The organism is Clostridium sp. DL-VIII (assembly GCF_000230835.1).
GTDB lineage: Bacteria > Bacillota > Clostridia > Clostridiales > Clostridiaceae > Clostridium.
Window position 1 is genome coordinate 2,013,508 of sequence record NZ_CM001240.1, and the last position, 22,697, is coordinate 2,036,204.

The window sequence follows — 22,697 nt, forward strand, 5'->3', positions numbered from 1 at the left end:
ATGAGCTGGTTATGTTTCTTCGTAGATGGCTGTACATCTCGTTAGAAACTAATTATTTCACTCCATATGCTTAAATATGTAATAAAAAGCCTCCTCCTATCATATTATTTTATGAGTATTGAAGGAGGTTTTTATTATGAGTGAAGAAAAAAAGGTTAGATATTTAAGTGATATAGAACGATATGAGCTTATAAACATAAATGATGGAGAAAAGTATGATTATTTATTAAACAACGATTTAATAATAGATGATGAAGGCAATTTTAAATACTTAATAGTTAATTTAAACGGTGGGAAATTTAACATTTTCAGCAGCAAAGACTTCTTAGAAATTCCATGGAATTGTGTAAAAAAGATTGGTGCTAAAACCATCATATTAGATGCTGACGATGAAGTAATTAAGAAAGTTAAACTGTAAATTAGGAGGAAATTCAATGAAAATAGTTGTACAGAAATTTGGAGGAACTTCAGTATCAACTGAAGAAAGTAGACAAAAAGTCATTGAGAAAGTTAAAACTGCTATTAAAGATGGATATAGCCCTGTTTTAGTTGTGTCGGCCATGGGGAGAAAAGGACAGCCTTATGCTACTGACACATTATTATCATTAATAGATGATAAGTTTAAGAATACAAATAAGTTAGCTCAAGATTTACTTATGTGTTGCGGAGAAACTATAAGTTCTGTAGTTATGAGTAATGATTTATATAGTGCTGGAATTGATGCAATGCCACTTACTGGAGGACAAGCGGGAATATTAACTGATAATAATTTTACAGATGCTGCTTGCATTGAAGTTAAGCCTAAGAAAATTTTAGATTTAGTATCACAAGGAAGAGTGCCAGTAGTAACAGGATTTCAAGGGATCACAGAAAATGGCTATGTGACTACATTAGGCAGAGGAGGAAGTGATACGACAGCTTCCATTTTAGGCGTTGCTCTTAAGGCTTCTGCTATAGAAATATATACTGATGTAGATGGTATTATGACAGCTGATCCAAGAGTGGTTGAAAATGCTAATCTGATAGACGTTATAAGCTATAATGAAGTATTTCAATTTGCAGATAAAGGAGCAACTGTAATTCACCCAAAGGCTGTAGAAGTAGCTATGGAAGGAAATATTCCTATATTAATTAAAAATACTATGAGTAATTCTAAAGGAACTTTAATTAATAATTTTGGTGATAAAGGCAACGATAAGATAATGACAGGTATAACAAGTCAAAAAAATAGGATTCAAGTTTCTATTAAAGCTTCTGATAATGAAGGAAATATTAAATATAAGAATGTATTGGATTTAGTAGCAGCAAACAAGATAAGTTTAGATTTGATTAACATATTTCCTAAAGAACAAATTTTCACTATAAATGAAAAAGATAAAGATGTTTTAGAAAAGATTTTAGATAATGCAAATTTAAAATATAACCTAATTGAGAATTGTAGCAAAATAGCTGTTATTGGAGCTAGAATGAAGGGAATACCAGGAGTAATGGCTAAAATTATAAATGCTCTAAATGATAACAATATAGAAGTATTGCAGACAGCTGATTCACATATGACAATATGGTGTTTAGTTCACTCTAAGAATGAAAAAGAAGCAATAAATGTTTTACATAGAACCTTTAAACTTTAAGATGCAATGATAATTAGATTTATAACTCATAATTGATTAAATTATTCTTGAAAGAAATAGTGTACTTGAATGTAACAGTCAATCTTTAATATGTATTGATATATGAATAAAATACCTCCTAATGTACAAAATAAAAAAAGTACAATATAGGAGGAATTATAATATGAGTAATAATCTTTTGAATAATGATAATCCAGATAAAGATGAAAATAAATCGGAGACACAAGATAAGATAGAAAATGTTAAGGAACTTGGAAACACAAATTTAGCGGCTCCTAATAAGAGAATACAAGTTTTGTCTATAATAGGGCAAATAGAAGGACATTCGGTGCTTCCACCTCAAACAAAGGCTACGAAATATGAACATATTATTCCCCAGTTAATAGATATAGAGCAAAATGAAGAAACTAAGGGTCTGCTTATAGTGCTAAATACTGTTGGAGGAGATGTTGAAGCAGGTTTAGCTATTGCTGAAATGATACATAGTATGTCTAAACCAACTGTATCAATAGTGATTGGCGGAGGACATTCAATAGGAGTGCCTCTTGCAACTTCGTCTAAATTTTCGTTTATAACTCCATCAGCTACAATGATAGTTCATCCAGTAAGAATGAATGGTTTTGTAATAGGTGTAGCACAAACATTTGAATATTTTAAGAAGATGCAGGAAAGAATAAATGAATTTATAGTAAGAACATCTAATATGAAGCAGGAAACATTGGAAAAATTCATGCTTCAGACAGATAATTTATTAAACGATGTAGGGACTATGCTGATTGGAAAGCAGGCCGTAGATTGTGGACTTATTGATGAAGTTGGTGGTATACATGAGGCACTAGATAAGCTTAATGAGCTTATAGGGGAAGAAGAATAACTTGTTTATGTATGAGGTAAATAAAAAATTATTGATGCGATATATATTTTACGTCAGAAAATAAAGCATGTTTCTCTTGTAGCACTGGCTATTAAGGCACAATCAAATAAATATCTAGTCCATCTGTTAGCCTATTGGCCATCAAAGGAAGCTCGACTCGCATATGCTCGCTGAGTACTCACAGAGTAAGCGACCATCATCAAATCATAGATTTGAGATATCTGCTTAACCGATTCACACAAAATCATAGATTGCACTGTGTGAAAGTTCGAGACACCAAATGCAAGATTTGGACTCTCACTTTTGGTTTACTGCTTATCAGCAAAATACCATAATAGGCTTGCTATGATAGCACTTTGCTTCCTTGTGTGATGAAAAATACGCATAGCAACTTTGGGCTTGGTATTTTTATTTTCATGTGCCTAAGGGAGCATGCTACTGATTAATTATATGAAGGCTTTAAAAGCAAGAGGTAAAAAGTGAAGTTTCTAATTCTGTAATTTGGAAAGATTAACTTTTTCATATATAGAATTCAAAAGAACATAAATACAAGGTCATTTTCTTTAAGGGTTTGAATAGACAAGTATACAGAGTTGCCATTTTTTGAAGATGAATGAAGGTTATAGAAAAAAATCTATAGCCGATTTTTGTTTTTAGTGTTATCTTATTAAAGGAGAATGTTTATTTTGTGTAGAAATAAAGATATGAGGTGATTTAATTTGGGTAGAACTAAAGGCAAACATAGCACTACAAAAGGTAAAAAAGATGAAAATATAACAAATCCTGATATAGTGGGCGTTGTATATATTGCTACAGGAATAATACTCGGTATAGCAATATACACCTCTTTGGCTGGAATGTTATCGTCTTTAGCACAAAAAATATCAGATGCAGTAATTGGGGTCGGTGCGTATACATTGCCTGTTTATTTAATATATTTTGGATTCCAATATATAAAAACTAGAGGAAATATTAAATTAAACAAGAATTTTTGGGGAATAACTATATTGGTTCTTGTTATTATGTTAACTTTCGGAATTATAAATATTCAAAGCTTAGACAATAAAGATGTTTTTATTGATAACATGAGACTAATTATAAATAATGATAATGAAAATCTGCATGGGGGATTAATCTCATATTTTATATGTTATCCACTTTATAGGGCGGTTGGAGTTGTAGGAACATATATAATCCTTCTTGCTTTTTCTGTAATAGCTGTAATTTTAATATTTGACATAACTTTATATGATTTAGGGTTAAAAGCATATAATAAGGGAGAAAAAATAAGAAATATAAGAAGTAAAAAGGTAAATGAAAGAAGTGAACAGCCAAAAGCACGTGAAAGTTTCATAAATATAGTTGAGAAAGGTGAAGAGAACAGAAAGAGCCAAGATGAAAGAGAAGAATTTTTATCTAAGGTAGATAAAAAAATAAAGATTCTAGATTTTATGAAGAATTCAAATGAAATCGAAGATGAAAATGAGATAGAGAATGAAGAACCTTTACGAGAATTAAGATCGGAGGTTTCATCAGACATTGAAATAGATAGCTTCTTGGAAAAAAATACAACAAATAATTCGCGTAAAAAAGCAAACTTAGATAATGATGTGAAGGATGTTGTAAATAAAGAAATACAAGAACATATTTTTGAGCAAAGGGAACAAAGAGAATATAGACATCCAAGTTTGGAATTGTTAAAAGCAAATTCTAGTACAAAGCTTAATAGCAGTGATAAAAAAGAATTAATAGAAAATGCAAATAAGCTTGAAGAAATTTTAGCTAATTTCGGTGTTGATGCTAAGGTAACACAAGTTACCAAAGGTCCATCTGTTACAAGATTTGAACTTCAGCCAAGTCCTGGAGTTAAGGTTAGTAAAATTGTGAATTTGTCAGATGACATAGCCCTTGGACTTGCAGCTTCAGGGATAAGAATAGAAGCACCAATTCCAGGAAAAGCTGCTGTTGGGATAGAAGTACCAAACGGAAAGCAGACACCAGTATTCTTAAGAGAAGTATTAGAAAATGATGAATTTATTAATTCTAAGAAAAAGTTAGCTTTTTCACTTGGAAAAGATATTTCGGGGAAATGCGTTGTTGGGGATTTGACCAAAATGCCTCATACACTAATTGCAGGAGCAACAGGTTCAGGGAAAAGTGTATGCATAAATACACTCATAATAAGTCTGCTATATAAATACAATCCTGATGAAGTTAAGCTCCTTATGGTTGACCCAAAGGTTGTTGAATTAAATGTGTATAATGGAATACCACATTTATTAATTCCAGTTGTTACAGATCCTAAAAAAGCTGCAGCTGCTTTAAATTGGGCAGTAAATGAAATGACAAACAGATATAAGCTTTTTGCAGATTCTGGGGTTAGAAACATGGAATCTTACAATGAGCTATTTAATAAAGGGATAATAGAACAAAAACTACCTTACATAGTTATAATCGTTGATGAGCTTGCTGACCTTATGATGGTATGTCCAAATGATGTGGAAGATTACATAGGAAGACTAGCGCAAATGGCTAGAGCAGCAGGTATGCATCTAGTTATAGCAACTCAAAGACCATCAGTAGATGTAATAACAGGCGTAATTAAGGCAAATATACCATCTAGAATATCTTTTGCAGTTTCATCGCAAATCGATTCTAGAACTATCTTAGATGGATCAGGTGCAGAAAAATTATTAGGAAAAGGAGATATGTTATATTATCCAGTAGGAGAAAGCAAACCTCTTAGAGTCCAAGGATGTTTTATATCTGAAGAAGAAGTTGAACAAGTTGTATCGTTTATTAAGAGTGAACAAGGCGATATTAATTATGAAGAAGAGATAATTGATCATATTAATAATGCAGCAGATTCAAAGACTTCTGAATCAGGTGAAAAGAGTGAAGATGTAGATGAATTACTTAATGAAGTAATAAATGTTGTTGTTGAATATGGGCAGGCGTCGACTTCTTTTATTCAAAGGAAGTTCAGAATAGGATTCAATAGAGCTTCGCGAATTATGGATCAGCTGGAGGAAAGAGGAATTATATCTGAAAAGGATGGTAGCAGACCAAGACAAGTACTTATTACAAAACAACAACTTATAGATGATAATAATGAAGAAGATAAAGATAATTAAATAATAAAGTTAGATTAAGTGTGAAATTTAATTGAACATTGTGTTAATTTTTGCATTTATAAGGAGTAATATACTAATTTTTAATGTAACATTAATAATAACAACTTGTAATATGTAGTTTTTATTTGCTATAATTAAAGCTATTAAAAAACAGGAGGATGCAAAAACTTGATTGAAAGCAAAATAGAAATAATAAGTGAAACAGAAAAAATAAATGACTATACTTTAAGTAAGTACAAAGTTGGCATGGTAAGCTTAGGGTGTGATAAAAATAGAGTTGATTCAGAAATAATACTAGGTAAAATGAGTGATGAGTATGAAATAACAAATGATCCTAAGAAGGCAGATATAATTATTGTAAATACATGTGGATTTATAGAAAGCGCAAAACAGGAATCAATAGATACAATTTTAGAAATGGCAGATTATAAAATAAATTATAAATGCAAACTGCTTATAGCAACAGGCTGCCTTACACAAAGATATGGAGAAGAATTAGAAAAGTTAATACCTGAAATAGATATTATGCTTGGGGTTAATGATTATAATAAAATAAATGAAATTATAACTGATTTCATTGAAGGAAACAAGAGAGCAGCAGAGTTATTAAGTTATTCTGATGAGAATATTAACGAAGGAAAAAGAATACTTACAACTCAAAAAGAAAGTGCATATATAAGAATTGCAGAAGGGTGTAATAATTTTTGCACATATTGTATAATTCCTAAAATAAGGGGAAAATTTAGAAGTAGGAAAATGGAAAACATTATAAATGAAGCGAAAGATTTGAGTAAAAGCGGAGTAAAAGAAATAATACTCATAGCTCAGGATACGACTTTGTATGGAAGTGATATCTATGGAAAGAAAAGTCTTCATGTATTACTTCAAGAATTATCAAAAATTGAAGGGATTAAGTGGATTAGAGTGCTATACTGCTATCCAGAGGAAATATACGATGAACTTATAGAAGAAATCGCAAATAATAATAAGATTGTAAAGTATTTAGATTTACCGATACAACATATAAGTGATAAGATTTTAAAGCTTATGGGAAGAAAAACAAGTAAACAAGATATAATAGATAAGATACAAAAACTTAGAAAAAACGTTCCAGAAATTGTTTTAAGAACAACTTTTATAGTGGGATTTCCAAATGAAAATGATGATGATTTTAACGAAATCATGGAATTTTTAAAAGAATACAAACTTGATAAAGTAGGAGTATTTACTTATTCACAAGAGGAAGATACGCCAGCAGCCAAAATGGAAGGGCAGATAAGTGAGGCTGTTAAGAAAAAAAGAGAAGAAGAATTAATGATATTACAAAAAGATATTTCTGGAGAAATAAATAAATTGAAAATTGGAAAGTTATATGATATTCTTGTTGAGGGATATAATGGTAAGTATTATTATGGGAGAAACTATGAAATGGCTCCTGATATAGATGCAAATGTATTGTTTGAATCATCAAAAAATATAGATAATGGTGAGTTTATAAAAGTAAAGATAATTGAAAATATGGATTATGATTTAGTGGGAGTTGTTGTGGATGAATCTTGCAAATAAGTTAACCCTAATTAGAATAGTTTTGGTTCCTGTATTTTTAATATTTATAGCCGTGAGAGATATACCTTATGGTAGTTTTATAGCTACATTTATATTCATTTTAGCTTCATTAACTGATAAGCTTGATGGGTATATTGCTAGAAGTAGGAATCAAATAACAAATTTTGGAAAATTTATGGATCCTTTAGCAGACAAATTATTAGTTACAGCGGCTTTAATCTCTTTGGTTGAAGTGCATGTGGTACCATCATGGGCAGCAGTTGTTATAATCGCCCGTGAATTTGCAGTTTCAGGCTTAAGATCAATAGCAGCAGCACAAGGAAGAGTTATAGCAGCGAGCTGGTGGGGAAAAATAAAAACAGTTATTCAAATAATAGCAATAATTTTATTATTATTAAAAATAAACATACATGATGCAAAATTATTGAATATTTTTACAATAGATAATTACTACTTAAAAAAATTCTTTGTCATAGTGCCTACAGTAGCTCTTATGCTTGCGGTTATTGTAACATTAATTTCTGGCTATGACTATTTTAAGAAGAATAAAGAAGCCGTTTCTTATGATAAGTAGAAGCTATAGCTAAAAATATGAAAAAATAAAAATTTTATGTTTAAGAATATATAAAATTGGATATAAATTAAATGGTTCCTTCTTTAACAGTTAAAGAAGGGACTTTTTATAAGGTGCATTCAAAAAAATAGCAGAGTAGCTTGCATATTTTACACTATTATTTTCTTTGTATATGCCTAGAATTAATTATTGACTATAGTTTAGAATTAATTTATAATAAATACAGAACATAAGTTCGATAGAAGGGAGCTATTAGTATTATGGGAAATATAAATGCAGAAAAGTTAAAAGCAATTGAAAGTGCTATGAGTCATATAGAAAAACAATTTGGTAAAGGTTCAGTAATGAAATTGGGTGATCATAATATTTCTAATATGGATGCTATATCAACTGGATGCCTAGATTTAGATATAGCCCTTGGAATTGGTGGAGTACCTAAAGGAAGAATTATTGAAATTTATGGACCAGAAAGTTCAGGTAAAACTACAATTGCACTTAGTATAGCAGCAGAATCACAAAAAAAAGGCGGAGCTGTAGGATATATAGATGCTGAACATGCATTAGATCCTAGCTATGCCCAAAAACTTGGTGTGGATGTTGATAGTTTAATAATCTCTCAGCCTGATACAGGAGAGCAAGGACTTGAAATTGCAGAAGCTCTAGTTCGTTCTGGCGCAATTGATGTTTTAGTAGTAGACTCTGTTGCCGCGTTAGTACCAAAAGCTGAAATTGAAGGAGAAATGGGAGATTCGCATATTGGGCTTCAAGCAAGACTTATGTCTCAAGCCTTAAGAAAACTTGCAGGAACAATAAATAAGACTAATTGTGTTGCTATATTTATTAATCAGTTAAGAGAAAAAGTAGGAGTAATGTTTGGATCTCCAGAAACAACAACTGGAGGAAGAGCATTAAAATTCTATGCATCAGTGCGACTTGATATTAGAAGAATAGATTCAATAAAACAAGGTGATGCGATAATCGGTAACAGAACAAGAATAAAGGTAACTAAAAATAAAGTAGCACCACCATTTAAACAAGCAGAGTTTGATATTATGTACAATGAAGGTATTTCAAGATATGGAAATATCGTAGATGTTGGAGTAAAGGAAGAGATAGTTCAAAAAAGCGGCGCTTGGTTTTCTTATAATGATATAAGATTAGGCCAAGGAAGAGAAAATGCTAAGTTGTATTTAAAGGAAAATCCAGAAATAGCGTTAGATATAGAAAATCAAATTAGAGAAAAATATAATCTTCCACCTGCAGAATTGATTAAAATAAACAAATCAGAAGAAAAAATCGAGAATGCTAATGATGAGATAAGTGAAAGTATTGAAGAGAAAGTAGAAAAATAAAAATAAATTTAACTAAGGTATGAATAAAAATAATTTCACTTCATAATATATTAATAGGTTGAATTATAAGTATAGCTGCATGTATGATTAAACATATATGTAGCTATATTTACAATGCTTTAGTATAGGCGAAAACAATGTGATACGAGGGATAGCCATTATATGAGTAAACTTGACATAATTTTGTTTTTAATATAGAATAAAAAGGAATACTGGTTTATCATATTCCAAATGCAGTGAGAAGAATATGACACCTTACTATACTTTCTTGTTAGTAATATAATGAGAAATAATAAATTAGGAGGTGTTTATGTGCAACTAGCAGTAATTATATTAGTAGATATAGTAGTCTTACTAATATTAGGAATAGTGGTTTATAAAACGATTCAAAATATATCGAAGACTAAGATAGAATCGCTTGAAAAAGAAGCAGAAGAAGTTTTAAACAGAGCCAAAAGGGATGCAGAAGCTAAAAAGAAAGAAGCAATCCTTGAGGCAAAGGAAGAACTTCATAAATTAAGAAGTGATTTTGATAAGGAATCTCGGGACAGAAGAAATGAAATTCAAAGGCTTGAAAGAAGAATAATTCAAAGAGAAGAGGCACTTGATAAGAAAAGTGAGCTTCTTGAGAAAAAGGATGAAACAATCAATGAAAGAATGCTTGAGGTAGATCAAGTAGAAGCAAAGGTACAGAAGCTTTATGAGGAAAGAAGATTAGAGCTTGAAAGGATATCAGCTCTTTCTAGTGAAGAAGCACGTGAAATTCTTTTAAATGAAATAAGAAAAGAAATAAGTCATGATGCTGCTTTAATGGTAAAAGATATTGAAAGTAAGGCAAAGGAAGAAGCAGACAAGAGAGCAAGAGAAATAATTACAACTGCGATCCAAAGATGTGCTGCTGACCATGTGTCTGAATCAACTGTACACGTTGTTGCACTACCGAATGATGAGATGAAAGGTAGAATAATAGGTAGAGAAGGAAGAAACATTAGAACCTTAGAAACATTAACAGGAGTGGATTTAATTATAGATGATACTCCAGAAGCAGTCATTCTTTCCAGCTTCGATCCAATAAGAAGAGAAGTTGCAAGAATGGCACTAGAAAAGTTAATAGTGGATGGCAGAATACATCCAGCGAGAATCGAAGAGATGGTTGAAAGAGCAAATAAAGATGTGGAAAGTAGTATAAAAGAAGAAGGAGAGCAGGCAGCTCTCGAAACTAGCGTACATGGACTACATCCAGAATTAATAAGACTTCTTGGTAGATTGAAGTATAGAACTAGTTATGGTCAAAATGTTTTAAAACATTCCATAGAAGTTTCGTATTTGGCTGGCTTAATGGCTTCAGAGCTAGGTTTAGATGTTACTTTGGCTAAAAGGGCAGGATTGCTACATGATATAGGAAAGGCTGTTGATCAAGAGCAAGAAGGGCCTCATGCTTTAATTGGTGGAGATTTAGCTAAGAAATATCATGAATCACCATTAGTAATAAATGCAATAGCAGCGCATCATTCAGATGTAGAAATGCAATCTTTAGAAGCAGTACTAGTTCAAGCGGCAGATGCAGTATCAGCGGCTAGACCAGGCGCTAGAAGAGAGACATTAGAAGCATACATTAAGAGATTGGAAAAATTAGAGGAAATTGCAAATTCACATGAAGGTGTAGAAAAGTCATATGCCATTCAAGCTGGTAGAGAGATTAGAATTATGGTTAAACCAGATAAAGTAGATGATGCTGGAACAGTTGAATTGGCACGCAATTTAGTTAAGAGTGTCGAGGAAGAACTTGAATATCCAGGACAAATTAAAATCAATGTTATAAGAGAAACTAGAGCAGTAGATTTTGCTAAGTAAAAAGATGAAGTATATTTTTAAAAAATATACTTCATCTTTTATTTTAAAGAATAAATAACATGATTATAATATTTTAAAAATAATTTTAAAATTTTACAATTATATAAAGGAATTTAAAGAAAGATATAGAATATATTTAATGTAAACGATTTGTATATTAAATTTTAGGAGGAAAGACAAAAATGGAAGTATTAAAAGTATCAACTAAATCAAATCCTAATTCTGTAGCAGGTGCATTAGCAGCAATAATAAAAGAAAAGAATATCGCAGAAATTCAGGCAGTAGGAGCAGGCGCAATAAATCAAGCAGTTAAGGCAATTGCAATAGCAAGAGGATTTGTTGCACCAAGCGGAAAAGATATTGTGTGTGTACCTGCCTTCACAGATATACAAATAGATGGAGAAGAGAGGACAGCCATAAAGTTAATAGTACAACCAAGATAATGAGTTTATTTAAAATTGATGAAATATAGAATGATTTTTGAGTTGAAATTATTTATAAAAACGTTTATACTATAATAGTTAAATGCTATATTTATTAATTTTTTTGTAAAGAGGTGTAATGTTAATGATAGCAAAAGAGGTTTCAGTAAAAAATTCATCTGGTCTTCATGCTAGACCAGCAACTTTATTAGTTAAGAAAGCATCATCATTTAAATCGGACGTTAGCATAGAGTATAACGGTAAGAAAGCAAATGTTAAGAGCTTGATTGGAGTTTTATCTTTAGCGGTAACTAAGGACGCTGTAATCAAAGTTGTAGCTTCAGGTGATGACGAAGCTTTAGCAGTTGAAGAAATTGTTAAATTAGTTGAAACATTAGAAGACTAATATACAAAATAGGGTTCCATATTTATAATATGGAACCTTTTTTCTATTTTGTATAGATTCTAATTTAATAAATAAAATAGGTTTATTTGTTGTTAGCAAATAAATTCCATCTAAATAATAATGAAATTAAATCTAGAGCGCCTAGAAGAATTATAATATACATAATTCTTTCAAGTTTAGAATTGTTAAAGAGAAAGATGCTCAATAAGTTCAATTTGAATAATCCTATTGTTCCCCAATTAATAGAACCTATAAAAATTAGTATTAAGGAAATCTTGTCAAAAATATTTAACTTACACATAACTTTTCACTCCGATCTTTTATTTTTTAACGTGCTCTATTATTATATTTATATGAATATTAGAGACAATAATAACAAAAAGTAAAATTAAAATTTATAAAAAATTAGACATAAAATTATCGTAAAATTGAAAATTCAATAGGCAAAAATAAAAAAAATATGATATAATACGAATGTTGAATGAGAAAGAATAAAATATATTCGTGTGGAGGTTTTTGAATGAGAAATTTATATAGTACACCTTTAAATTCAAGATATGCATCTAAAGAAATGAGTTTTATATTTTCTGATGATATGAAATTCACTACTTGGAGAAAGCTATGGGTGGCTCTTGCGGAAGGTGAAAGAGAACTTGGTTTAAATATAACTGAAGAGCAAATAAAAGAATTAAAAGAACACATAAATGATATTAATTACGAAGAAGCAGCTCAAAGGGAAAAAGAAGTCAGGCATGATGTTATGAGTCATGTATATGCATATGGCCTTCAATGCCCAAGTGCTAAAGGTATTATTCATCTAGGTGCTACATCTTGTTATGTAGGAGATAATACGGATATTATAATAATGAGAGATGCATTAAACCTAATCAAAAATAAAATAGTTACAGTTTTAAATCATTTAAAAAAATTTGCTATTCAATATAAAGATATGCCAACATTAGGTTTTACACACTTTCAACCAGCTCAACTAACAACAGTGGGTAAAAGAGCTACCCTATGGATGCAGGATTTAGTGATGGACGTAGAAAATATAGATTTCCTTCTATCAACATTAAAGCTTAGAGGAGTTAAAGGGACTACTGGTACCCAAGCTAGCTTTATGGAACTATTTGATGGAGACGAAAGTAAAGTTAAAGCATTAGATAAAATTGTAGCAGAAAAAATGGGCTTTGAAAAAAGTTTTGGGGTAACAGGGCAAACTTATCCAAGAAAACTTGATTCAATAGTTTTAAATACTTTATCAGAAATTGCACAAAGTGCTTATAAATTTAGTAATGACTTAAGACTGCTTCAAAACATGAAGGAAATGGAAGAGCCATTTGAAAAGAATCAAATAGGATCATCAGCAATGGCATACAAAAGAAATCCTATGAGAAGTGAAAGAATAAGTGCCTTAGCTAGATATGTTATAGTAGATGCATTAAATCCAGCAATTACTGCAGGGACTCAATGGTTTGAAAGAACTTTAGATGATTCAGCTAATAAGAGATTGTCTGTAGCTGAAGGATTCTTAGCATTGGATGGAGTATTAAATTTATACATAAATATTGCTGAAAATATGGTAGTATATGATAAAGTAATAGCTTCCCATGTACAAAGAGAATTACCATTTATGGCTACTGAAAATATAATGATGGAAGCTGTAAAGAGAGGCAAAGATAGACAAGAATTACATGAAAAGATAAGAGTTCACTCAATGGCAGCAGCTCAAAGAGTAAAAGGTGAAGGTTTAGATAATGACTTAATTGAAAGAATCATAAATGATAATTCTTTCGGTCTTACAAAAGAAGAGATATTAGGAGTTATCGACCCAGCTAAATTCGTTGGAAGAGCACCAAGCCAAGTTGTAGAATTTATAGACGAATATGTAGATCCAATTATAAAAAATAATGAAGAAGCATTAAAAATTAAGAGTGAAATAACTGTATAAAACTAAAGAGGCAATAAAATTGCCTCTTTTTTCTGAGGAGAACTAATTTTTTTTGATAGCCGATTTCTAAGTTTCAATCACATATAGATACCTAAATCAAAAAGTAAATTTATACATTTGTACAAATCTTTTAATTTATAGTTCTTACGCCAATGTATATGTCAAAGTCTTAAATTTTATATCTATATAGATAAACAAACTTTTTATATAGAATATTTATGCATTTATGTTAAACTTTTGTGTGCATTTATACCAGAAATTATATACATTTTTGTGAAGCAGGCATTTGAAATTGAGCTGCTAAAAGTTCTTAATGTGAGCTTGTTCCATTTGCTGCTTGTCACGAGTTTGTCTCGGGAGCATGCAGAAATGGGTGCATGCTCACATTTAGAACTTTCAGCGAAGATTTCACAAGTCCTGCGGAATAAAAATGTATGTGATTTCGGTAAGCTACCACATAACTCTATTTTCAAAGCTGTTCATCTATAAAAGAATTAGTCAAATTTTAAGGCTCTAAGAGTTGGGTATCTATTTGGATAGATCTCGCTAAGAGGATAATTTAGTTTATTATAACTATGGCAGCAATAGAGACAATCATTATTTTCAAGTTTGTAAGTTATAAAGCCATTATGAAAAAATTTGCCTATAGCAGGAGTATAAAATTGAATTAAAGAACCTCTATCTAAATAAGTATCATCAGGAAGTTTAGTTCCTAATTTATGTGATATTAGATATGAATATATCTCTTCAACCCTAATCCATGCGTTAGTATATGGTTTCCAGGTTGGAGTTTTATTAAGTCCTCCGGCATAAAGGATTTGGGACATGAAATTTGTGCAATCTCCACCAATGCCTTCAAAGGATTTATAATTAGGATTTGGATTTAAGGCATAAGTTTCTGCGTAAGTACAAGCCTCGTCAACATTAAAGTCCAAACTTTTTCTTTTATTTGGAGCATCTTTGGAAGAGGAAATAAAAGTTTGAAAAGTTCCATATAATAAATCAATTGAAGGAAATTTATATTCATATGATTTCAGTTTTTCAGAAGAAATAAGATCATATATATGAGAAAAATCATCATTTAAAATATAATTATATAAAAGGGGATCCTCCTCATTTTCTAGAAGTAATCGTAAGTGAAATCTATTGTTTAAGTATTCTAAGATAATAATATAATTCTGGGTGCAGGCAGATGGTATGTCTTGAGTAGAATTTTCAATAATAAAGAAAATTTTTAAATTAAGCAATAATTTAGTAAAGTGACTATTCATATCTAATATATTATAGTTATAATCAAAATGAAAATTTTTAAATATAGACTTCATTTTTTTTCTCCACTTAAAATCAAATAATTTTTTTAAGTAAAGTTTTTCAAGTATGTAATTGTCTAAATAATTAAAATTTCCATGAATTAAATTGAGATCTTTATATGGAGTTGAAAGCAATAAGCAAAGATTATATAAAAATTTAGACAGCATATATACATTTCCTGGATTTAAAATTATTATATTCATATATATATGAATAAAAATATAAATAGTGCAAAAGAATATAGTTAAGGCATGTTAAAGCGTAAAACAATTAAATCTCCACTATAATGAAAAAAGTGTACGCATATTTTGTGATAATTTTTTTGAGTGTGCTAAAAGAGTTTAAATATCAACAAAAAGGTTCAGAAAAATTAATGAGTAGATATAATTATTATAAGTGTGATATAATAATAACATTAGTGAAAAGTTAAGGGTTAATATCATTAATTTAAAATCAAAAATACAAATTTGGCGAATATACTTGCAAAGTATATATATTGTAGGATAAAATCAAATTTGTTAAAGATTTTTTATAAAGGAGCTATAAGAAGAAATGCAAAAATTATCTAACGAAATAGCTAGCAAGTATGAAGAAATAGTTGAAAAAATAAAAAGTTTTTCAAGTGAATTTCTTAATGAAGAATACGAAAATATTTGTGTTCGAGCTGCTGAAACATTATTTTTAAATTGTGAAGAAGATTTAAAAAAGGGAAAAAGTATCTCATGGGCAGCAGGAATAGTGCATGCTATAGGAACAGTGAATAATTTATTTGATTCAAAGGAAGAACCATATGTTAAAGCTGCTGATTTATATAAGGCATTTGGAGTAAGCAGTAGTACAGGCTCTAGTAAATCAAAGGAAGTAAAAAATCTATTAGACTTATCAAAAGAAAATGAACAGTGGATAATAGGTAAAAATAACAATAAAGACATTTTAAAGGATAAGATGTCAAAAGTGAAAGATGAAACGGCAGTTACAGGAAACGATTTAGTAAAAGTAGACAAAAAGGATGAAATAGATAGAAAAGAACCATTTAAATTTGCAGTACATAGAAATTTACTTGAAGCACAAGCAATTATAGATCATGCTTGGAAACAAAAGAATTATAATAGCAAAGCGAAGTATGCAAAAGAAGCATTAACCGTATGGAAAGATTGTGCTGATGCATATATTATTTTGTCAAAAGATACTAGCTTAAGTGCGGCTCAAAAGAAAACTCTTTTGGAAAGGGCAGTTAAGGCAGCACAAAATTCATTGAGAATAGATAATTTAGAGAATGCTGAGCCAGAATTATTTAAATTAAAAATAGCTGAACCTTTTTTTGGAGCTAAGTACAATTTAGCTATGCATTTATGGAGAATTGGAGAAAGAGAAGCAGCAATAGAAAATGCTCTTGAGATTTTAAAATATAATGAACGAGATAATTTGATGGTTAGAGCTATAGTTGTTAACTGGCTTCTAATTGAAAATAAATATTCTGAACTAGAAGATTTATTGAAAAAATATGAAAAAGATAATCTAGCAGCTATATACTATAGTAAGGTAGCTTTATTATATAAAACAAACAGAGTTGACGAAGCTGAACATTTGTTAAGAAGAGCATATAGAAGAAATCCATATGTTATACCATATCTTTTAAGACAAAAAAATATACCTGCTTCACTGCCTAACTTGATTAAAATTGGAAGCGAAGTTGAAGCTGCGAAATATGCTAGCTTGGGATTAGAAGTTTGGAATGATTCAGAAATGATTAAATGGCTAAAAGAAAAGAAAAAAGAATTTGATATGATAAAGTTTAATTAGTGCTTTACATTTTTTTAATAATATGATATTTTATATATAGAAAATTTAATATAAAATCTTCGGGGTTGGGTGAAATTCCCTATCGGCGGTACAGCCCGCGAGCTATAATTAGCAGATTCGGTTAAATTCCGAAGCCGACAGTAAAGTCTGGATGAAAGAAGATAGTGATTAATATTAGTTATAATTAAAACTTAAATATTATTACTTTTTGTAAGTCTACCCTGAATTGTAAAATTCAGGGTTTTTATTTTAAGTAATATAAAAAGTAAGTAGTATACAATTTTAAAAACTTATATTTTAAAATTTTAATTATAAATAATGTTATTAATTAGAATTATAACTAAACCCTGAAGATTTTGAAATTCAGGGTTTTTTGCGCGTATAAAAATCTCAAATTATTACAAGATTATATATAGATCTTTTATTTTTGTGGGAGATGATGATTTTTTGAATGAAAAGTATATGGAAAGAGCATTGAAATTAGCAAAAATGGGAATTGGCAGAGTGAACCCTAATCCATTAGTAGGGGCGGTTATAGTTAAGGACAACAAGCTAATTGGGGAAGGCTATCACGAATGCTATGGAGAGGCTCATGCTGAAAGGAATGCAGTAAAAAATGCAACAGAGGATGTAGAAGGAAGTACTATTTATGTAACACTAGAACCTTGTGCTCACCATGGAAAAACTCCTCCATGTGTAGATTTATTGATTGAAAAGAAATTCAAAAAGGTCGTAATTGGAATGTTAGATCCAAATGAATTAGTTGCTGGAAAGAGCATAGAAAAATTAAAGCAGCATGGTATTGAGGTAATAGTTGGGGTTAAAGAAGAAGAGTGCAAAAAAATGAATGAGATTTTTATAAAATATATTACAACTAAGATACCTTTTGTTATTTTAAAAAGTGGAATGTCTCTTGATGGAAAAATAGCAACTTATAGTGGGGAATCTAAATGGATTACGTCTAAAGAATCAAGAGCAGATTCACAAAACATAAGAAACAGAGTAAGTTCAATTATGGTTGGAGTAAATACAGTTATAGCAGATGATCCAGAGCTTACATGTAGAATTAACAGTGAGAAAAAGTTGATAAGAATTATTGTAGATACTAATCTTAGAATTCCTTTAGACTCTAAAGTAGTTAAAAATGAAGATAAGAATACTATTGTTGCAACATCAATAGATTCTGATGAAAATAAAAAACAGCTGCTTAGAGGTTTAGGCGTTAAAGTTATAGAAGTGGCAAGTAAAAATAATAGAGTGGATCTAAAAGAGCTTCTAAAAAAGCTTGGGGAGGAAGGCATCGATTCAGTGCTTATTGAAGGTGGAGGAACATTAAATTTTTCAGCGCTTAAAGAGAATATTGTTGATAAAGTTATATTTTACATTGCTCCAAAGATACTAGGAGGAGAACAAAGTAAAAGCAGCATAGCAGGACAGGGATTTTCAAAATTAAGTGAAGCAGTGAAATTGATGAATATTAGTTATGGAAATATTGGAGAAGATTTAATTATAGAAGGATATATAGAAAATAAATAAGACGTATGAAAAGAAACGTAAGTTAATATGGGGAGTTGTTATTTTTCAATATGTTGAAGCAAGGAGGAAAGAATGTTTACTGGAATTATTGAAGAAGTTGGAATATTGCAAGAATTTAATTTGAGTAGTGGCTTTGGACTAATAGAAATTAAATGCAAAAATGTTTTAGAGGAAACAAGAATAGGAGATAGTATAGCAACAAATGGAGTTTGTTTAACAGTTAAAGAGATGAGCTCAAATTCATTTAAAGCAGAAGCAATGGGAGAAACCTTATCTAAAAGCAATTTGGGAAATCTTAAAGTTGGCGATAAGTTGAATCTTGAAAGAGCTTTAAGGTTAAGTGACAGGCTTGGAGGTCATATTGTAAGTGGTCATATAGATGGAATTGGCAGAATAGTTGCAATAAATGAAGAAAAGGATGGAACCTGGTTTACTATTTCCGCACCTAAGGATGTTTTGAAATACATTATATATAAAGGCTCAATAGGAATAGATGGAATAAGTTTAACTGTCGCTTATGTTGATGATCAAGTGTTTAAAGTTTCAATTATACCACACACTTTAGATAATACCATTCTTCCAGAAAAGAAAGTTAACTCAATAGTAAATTTAGAATGCGATTTAGTAGGGAAGTATATAGAAAAATTATTTGGTGGAAAAAATGCAGATAAGGAAGAAAAAAAAGGAGATGTTACTATGGAGTTCTTAAAAAACAGTGGCTTCTAATCAGTAAAAAAAGATGTGGCCCTAATAAAAAAATATGTGTATATAAATTAAAGTCAGGAGATGTAGATATGAAGTTTAATAGCATAGAAGAAGGCTTAAAAGATATTAAAGAAGGAAAATTAGTAATAATTGTTGATGATGAAGGAAGAGAAAATGAGGGGGATTTAGTAATTCCAGCAGAAATGGCCACTGGTGAAAATATTAACTTTATGATTAAGTATGCAAAAGGTTTAGTTTGCGCACCAGTAGAAGAAGAAATAGCAGTGAGATTAGGATTAAATCCGATGGTAGAAAGAAATACAGATAATCATGAAACTGCATTTACAGTGTCAATAGATCATAAGGATACAACAACAGGAATCTCAGCATTTGAGAGAGCTCATACGATAAATGAACTTGTAACTGCAAAAGAAAAAGATGATTTTAGAAGACCTGGTCATGTATTTCCTTTGGTTGCTAAAAATGGTGGAGTTTTAGAAAGAAGAGGACATACAGAGGCTTCAGTTGACTTAGCGAAACTTGCAGGATTTAAAGGTGCAGCAGCTATATGTGAAATAATAAATGATGATGGAACCATGGCTAGGCGTGATGACCTAATAAAATTTGCAAAAGAGCATAATTTAAAAATTATTACAATAGAAGACTTAGTTAAATATAGAACACAGGAGCATTTAAGTGTGACTAAAGAAGTCGAAGCTAAATTACCAACAAAATATGGAGATTTTAAAGTATTAGCTTTTAGTGAAAAAAATTCTTCAAAGTGCCACTTGGCATTAATTAAAGGAGATATTAAGACTGAGGAACCTATGCTCGTACGAGTTCATTCTGAATGTTTAACAGGAGATGCTTTGGGATCAAGAAAATGTGACTGCGGTGAACAATATGCAGCAGCAATGGAGATGATAGCTAAAGAAGAGCAAGGTATACTTTTGTATATGAGACAGGAAGGAAGAGGTATAGGGCTTTTAAATAAATTAAAGGCATATGCACTTCAGGATACAGGACTAGATACGGTGGAAGCAAATTTAGCTTTAGGTTTTAGGGATGATATGAGAGATTATAAAATAAGTGCAGATATGCTTAAAATCCTTGGAGTAAATAGTGTTAAGCTGATTACCAATAATCCAGATAAAATAGAGGGACTTGAAAAAAACGACATTAAAGTAATTGAAAGGATTCCAATACAAGTGCCATCAAATAAAAATGATGAATTTTATCTAAAAGTCAAAAAGGAAAAGATGAATCATTTATTACATTTATAAAATTTTAACGCAAAATAATTTAAAATAATGGAGGAAAATATAATGAATATATTTGAAGGAAATGTAGTTTCACAAGGTTTGAAGTTTGGAATAGTTGTAGGGAGATTTAATGAATTTATTGTAGGAAAACTTTTAGAAGGTGCATTAGATGGTTTAAAAAGACATGGAGCAAATGAAGAAGATATTGATATTGCATGGGTTCCAGGGGCTTTTGAAATTCCGCTTGTAGCAAAGAAGATGGCAAAGAATCCTAAATATGATGCAGTAATCTGTTTAGGGGCAGTAATAAAAGGTGCCACATCACATTATGATTATGTTTGCTCAGAAGTATCAAAAGGGATTGCTAATGTTTCTCTTGAAAGTGAAAAACCAGTAATATTTGGAGTACTTACAACAAATACTATAGAGCAGGCAATTGAGAGAGCAGGAACTAAAGCAGGAAACAAAGGTTATGAATGTGCGGTTTCGGCTATAGAAATGTCGAATTTGTTAAATAACATAAAATAAAGCTTAAATATAATATGATTAAGGTCATGAGCTTAGAGGTAGTATCATGAATGCTCCAATAAAAGAGTATTCATAATAACATTAATAAGCTCATGACCTTATATTTTTTTAAATAGATTCGTGATTTATAGTATCTTTTGCTTCTGATAATTTTGATAATTGGGCAGATAATTGAGAAAGAGTTTCATTTATACCTTTTATTGAATCATTTAAACTAGATACACTGCTGGCAACATAAGAATGTAATAATGAGATATCATCATTTACAGAATTCTTTAAGGCATTAATCTCATTTTTTAGAAGCTCAGCTGAATCAGAAGTTGTACTTGCTTTTGAATTTAAATTTTCAACAGAATTTTTTAGGGCGTCAATTTCAGTCTTTATTAGATTATTTAATATAGTCTCCATGGTTGAATTTGTTTGATCCAATAATTTTTCAATAGGAGATTTCAATAAGTTTATATTATCATTTATATCTGAACTTATATTTTTCACAAGACCGTCTAAATCAGATATATTTTGAGCATTTGAGTTTTTTAGTTGAAGAAGATCATTATTCACAGAAGTCTTTAGATTTTCAATTTCAGTCTTTATAAGTTCATTTAATTTAGAACTTAAGTTGGTTGAAAAATCTGTGTATGAATTTGTATGATCTTCTATATAATTTTTTAATATGTCTGTACTGTTATTTATGTTAGAAAAATTTTCAGCAAATTTATTAATGGTAGGAACAATATCATTATCTATGGCTGCTGAATTATTCTTTACATTGTCGACAACAGTGCTAAAAGAATCAATTAAATTTAATAAGTTATGTTCTAATTTATCAAACTTAGAATTTTGAGTATTTAATTCATTAATTATTTTATCTGAAGAGTTTTCTGTATTAAATTTATCATTAAGAGAAATATCTTCATTTTCTAGTTCTTCATTTATTTCAGTGTTGTAATTATCATTATCACTATGACTATCTATATCAGTATCAGCATCAGTATTATTACTAGTGTCAAAATCGCTATTATCAATTTCAGGACTATTAGAAGAATCTTCATTATTAAAGAAATCTTTTATAGCAACTAAATAAGGTGGATTTTCAGAGTTACTAGAATCAAATTGAATCATGTAAGATGGCTTTAAATTTAATGGTTCTAATACTATATTGTAAATATTGGTATTAGAATTCAAAGACTTTATAATATTAGAAATATCAATTTTTATATATTTTTTAGTAGATTGGCTTGGAATATTTATATTCATTTCAGAAAGCGCATTTCTCTTAGGGCATGTAAGCCAATTTACAGTTGAAACGTTAATATCAGAGTCAGTACTATGAAGAGAAATACTAATAGTAAAATTATTATGTGCATAATGTAGATTTTCAAGAAATAAATATAAATATATTCTTTTAGAAGAATCAATGTCTGAATCTGGTATATAAAACTGCATTAATGATTTAAATACATTATAGTTTTGAGATTTATTATTTATAGATCCAACGAGTAAAATTCCTTCATTGCTAAAATTAATATTAGGTTTAATATTGCATAAATAGGTTGTGGCGCTACACTTAACCTCTGTAAAATTTTCCATTAATTTTATCTCCTTATATTATATTATATTTATTGATTATGTATATTTATGTAAGAATATATTTATGCATAATTCTAAAGATAAATTGAGACGGACAACATACAATATAAATATAAACGTAGTTAAATAAAAAATATTTTATATAATTTTTTTGAGTCACAATTTCAAAATTTTTACATACGATGTAGTATGAATATT

General features: G+C 29.9%; 19 protein-coding genes and 1 riboswitch. Of the genes, 16 read left to right on the top strand and 3 right to left on the bottom strand.

From position 1 onward, the window contains the following. Window positions 1-136: 136 nt before the first annotated feature. The 10 genes from CDLVIII_RS09225 (at window position 137) to CDLVIII_RS09270 (ending at window position 11,813) form a co-directional block, all read left to right on the top strand. Window positions 137-418 (top strand): YlmC/YmxH family sporulation protein, encoded by a 282-nt coding sequence (locus CDLVIII_RS09225; RefSeq protein ID WP_009169181.1) that lies wholly within the window; start codon window positions 137-139, stop codon window positions 416-418. A gap of 16 nt (window positions 419-434) precedes the next feature. Then, entirely contained in the window at window positions 435-1,631 is a 1,197-nt protein-coding gene (gene dapG, locus CDLVIII_RS09230; protein ID WP_009169182.1) for an aspartate kinase, read from the top strand. Between the two features lie 163 nt (window positions 1,632-1,794). Continuing rightward, entirely contained in the window at window positions 1,795-2,505 is a 711-nt protein-coding gene (locus CDLVIII_RS09235) for an ATP-dependent Clp protease proteolytic subunit (RefSeq protein WP_009169183.1), read from the top strand. A 719-nt stretch (window positions 2,506-3,224) separates the two neighbouring features. After that, complete coding sequence (locus CDLVIII_RS09240; protein ID WP_009169184.1) at window positions 3,225-5,639, top strand: DNA translocase FtsK; 2,415 nt, start codon at window positions 3,225-3,227, stop codon at window positions 5,637-5,639. Window positions 5,640-5,885: 246 nt separating this feature from the next. Then, on the top strand, window positions 5,886-7,205 hold the full coding sequence (rimO, locus tag CDLVIII_RS09245) for a 30S ribosomal protein S12 methylthiotransferase RimO (protein ID WP_186005591.1): 1,320 nt from the start codon (window positions 5,886-5,888) through the stop codon (window positions 7,203-7,205). Continuing rightward, window positions 7,189-7,779 (top strand): CDP-diacylglycerol--glycerol-3-phosphate 3-phosphatidyltransferase, encoded by a 591-nt coding sequence (gene pgsA, locus CDLVIII_RS09250; RefSeq protein WP_009169186.1) that lies wholly within the window; start codon window positions 7,189-7,191, stop codon window positions 7,777-7,779. Before rimO ends, pgsA begins: the two co-directional genes overlap by 17 nt. 260 nt (window positions 7,780-8,039) lie before the next feature. Beyond that, a complete protein-coding gene (gene recA / locus CDLVIII_RS09255; protein WP_009169187.1) occupies window positions 8,040-9,131 on the top strand; it encodes a recombinase RecA in 1,092 nt (363 codons plus the stop codon). 312 nt (window positions 9,132-9,443) lie between these two features. After that, complete coding sequence (rny, locus tag CDLVIII_RS09260) at window positions 9,444-10,985, top strand: ribonuclease Y (RefSeq protein WP_009169188.1); 1,542 nt, start codon at window positions 9,444-9,446, stop codon at window positions 10,983-10,985. Window positions 10,986-11,167: 182 nt separating this feature from the next. Continuing rightward, the gene (locus tag CDLVIII_RS09265) at window positions 11,168-11,428 is read left to right on the top strand and encodes a stage V sporulation protein S (RefSeq protein ID WP_009169189.1); all 261 of its coding nucleotides are present in this window, start codon (window positions 11,168-11,170) and stop codon (window positions 11,426-11,428) included. Window positions 11,429-11,552: 124 nt separating this feature from the next. Continuing rightward, a complete protein-coding gene (locus tag CDLVIII_RS09270; protein ID WP_008424732.1) occupies window positions 11,553-11,813 on the top strand; it encodes an HPr family phosphocarrier protein in 261 nt (86 codons plus the stop codon). An 82-nt stretch (window positions 11,814-11,895) separates the two neighbouring features. On the opposite strand, the gene CDLVIII_RS29770 is transcribed toward CDLVIII_RS09270, so the two are convergent. Next, window positions 11,896-12,114, bottom strand: a complete 219-nt coding sequence (locus tag CDLVIII_RS29770) for a DUF378 domain-containing protein (RefSeq protein WP_009169190.1) — start codon at window positions 12,112-12,114, stop codon at window positions 11,896-11,898. A gap of 219 nt (window positions 12,115-12,333) precedes the next feature. On the opposite strand from CDLVIII_RS29770, the gene purB reads away from it, so the two are divergent. Further along, window positions 12,334-13,764: an adenylosuccinate lyase gene (gene purB, locus CDLVIII_RS09275; RefSeq protein WP_009169191.1), complete on the top strand. Its 1,431-nt coding sequence runs from the start codon at window positions 12,334-12,336 to the stop codon at window positions 13,762-13,764. Window positions 13,765-14,258: 494 nt separating this feature from the next. Here purB and CDLVIII_RS09280 read toward each other — a convergent pair whose 3' ends face one another. Then, window positions 14,259-15,089: an amidase domain-containing protein gene (locus CDLVIII_RS09280; protein WP_242835864.1), complete on the bottom strand. Its 831-nt coding sequence runs from the start codon at window positions 15,087-15,089 to the stop codon at window positions 14,259-14,261. A gap of 538 nt (window positions 15,090-15,627) precedes the next feature. On the opposite strand from CDLVIII_RS09280, the gene CDLVIII_RS09285 reads away from it, so the two are divergent. From CDLVIII_RS09285 to ribE, 5 genes are all read left to right on the top strand, one after another. Next, entirely contained in the window at window positions 15,628-16,878 is a 1,251-nt protein-coding gene (locus tag CDLVIII_RS09285; RefSeq protein ID WP_009169193.1) for a DUF6398 domain-containing protein, read from the top strand. Window positions 16,879-16,929: 51 nt separating this feature from the next. After that, a riboswitch (FMN riboswitch) is annotated at window positions 16,930-17,045 on the top strand. Between the two features lie 280 nt (window positions 17,046-17,325). Beyond that, on the top strand, window positions 17,326-18,414 hold the full coding sequence (gene ribD, locus CDLVIII_RS09290; RefSeq protein WP_009169194.1) for a bifunctional diaminohydroxyphosphoribosylaminopyrimidine deaminase/5-amino-6-(5-phosphoribosylamino)uracil reductase RibD: 1,089 nt from the start codon (window positions 17,326-17,328) through the stop codon (window positions 18,412-18,414). Window positions 18,415-18,486: 72 nt separating this feature from the next. Further along, window positions 18,487-19,140 (top strand): riboflavin synthase, encoded by a 654-nt coding sequence (locus tag CDLVIII_RS09295; RefSeq protein ID WP_009169195.1) that lies wholly within the window; start codon window positions 18,487-18,489, stop codon window positions 19,138-19,140. A gap of 68 nt (window positions 19,141-19,208) precedes the next feature. Beyond that, the gene (locus tag CDLVIII_RS09300) at window positions 19,209-20,402 is read left to right on the top strand and encodes a bifunctional 3,4-dihydroxy-2-butanone-4-phosphate synthase/GTP cyclohydrolase II (RefSeq protein WP_009169196.1); all 1,194 of its coding nucleotides are present in this window, start codon (window positions 19,209-19,211) and stop codon (window positions 20,400-20,402) included. Window positions 20,403-20,444: 42 nt separating this feature from the next. Next, window positions 20,445-20,909 carry a 6,7-dimethyl-8-ribityllumazine synthase gene (gene ribE / locus CDLVIII_RS09305; RefSeq protein WP_009169197.1) on the top strand — a complete coding sequence of 155 codons (465 nt, stop codon included), beginning with the start codon at window positions 20,445-20,447 and terminating at the stop codon, window positions 20,907-20,909. A gap of 108 nt (window positions 20,910-21,017) precedes the next feature. On the opposite strand, the gene CDLVIII_RS09310 is transcribed toward ribE, so the two are convergent. After that, window positions 21,018-22,499, bottom strand: coding sequence for a DNRLRE domain-containing protein (locus CDLVIII_RS09310; RefSeq protein ID WP_009169198.1), 1,482 nt, complete (start codon window positions 22,497-22,499; stop codon window positions 21,018-21,020). Window positions 22,500-22,697: the final 198 nt, after the last annotated feature.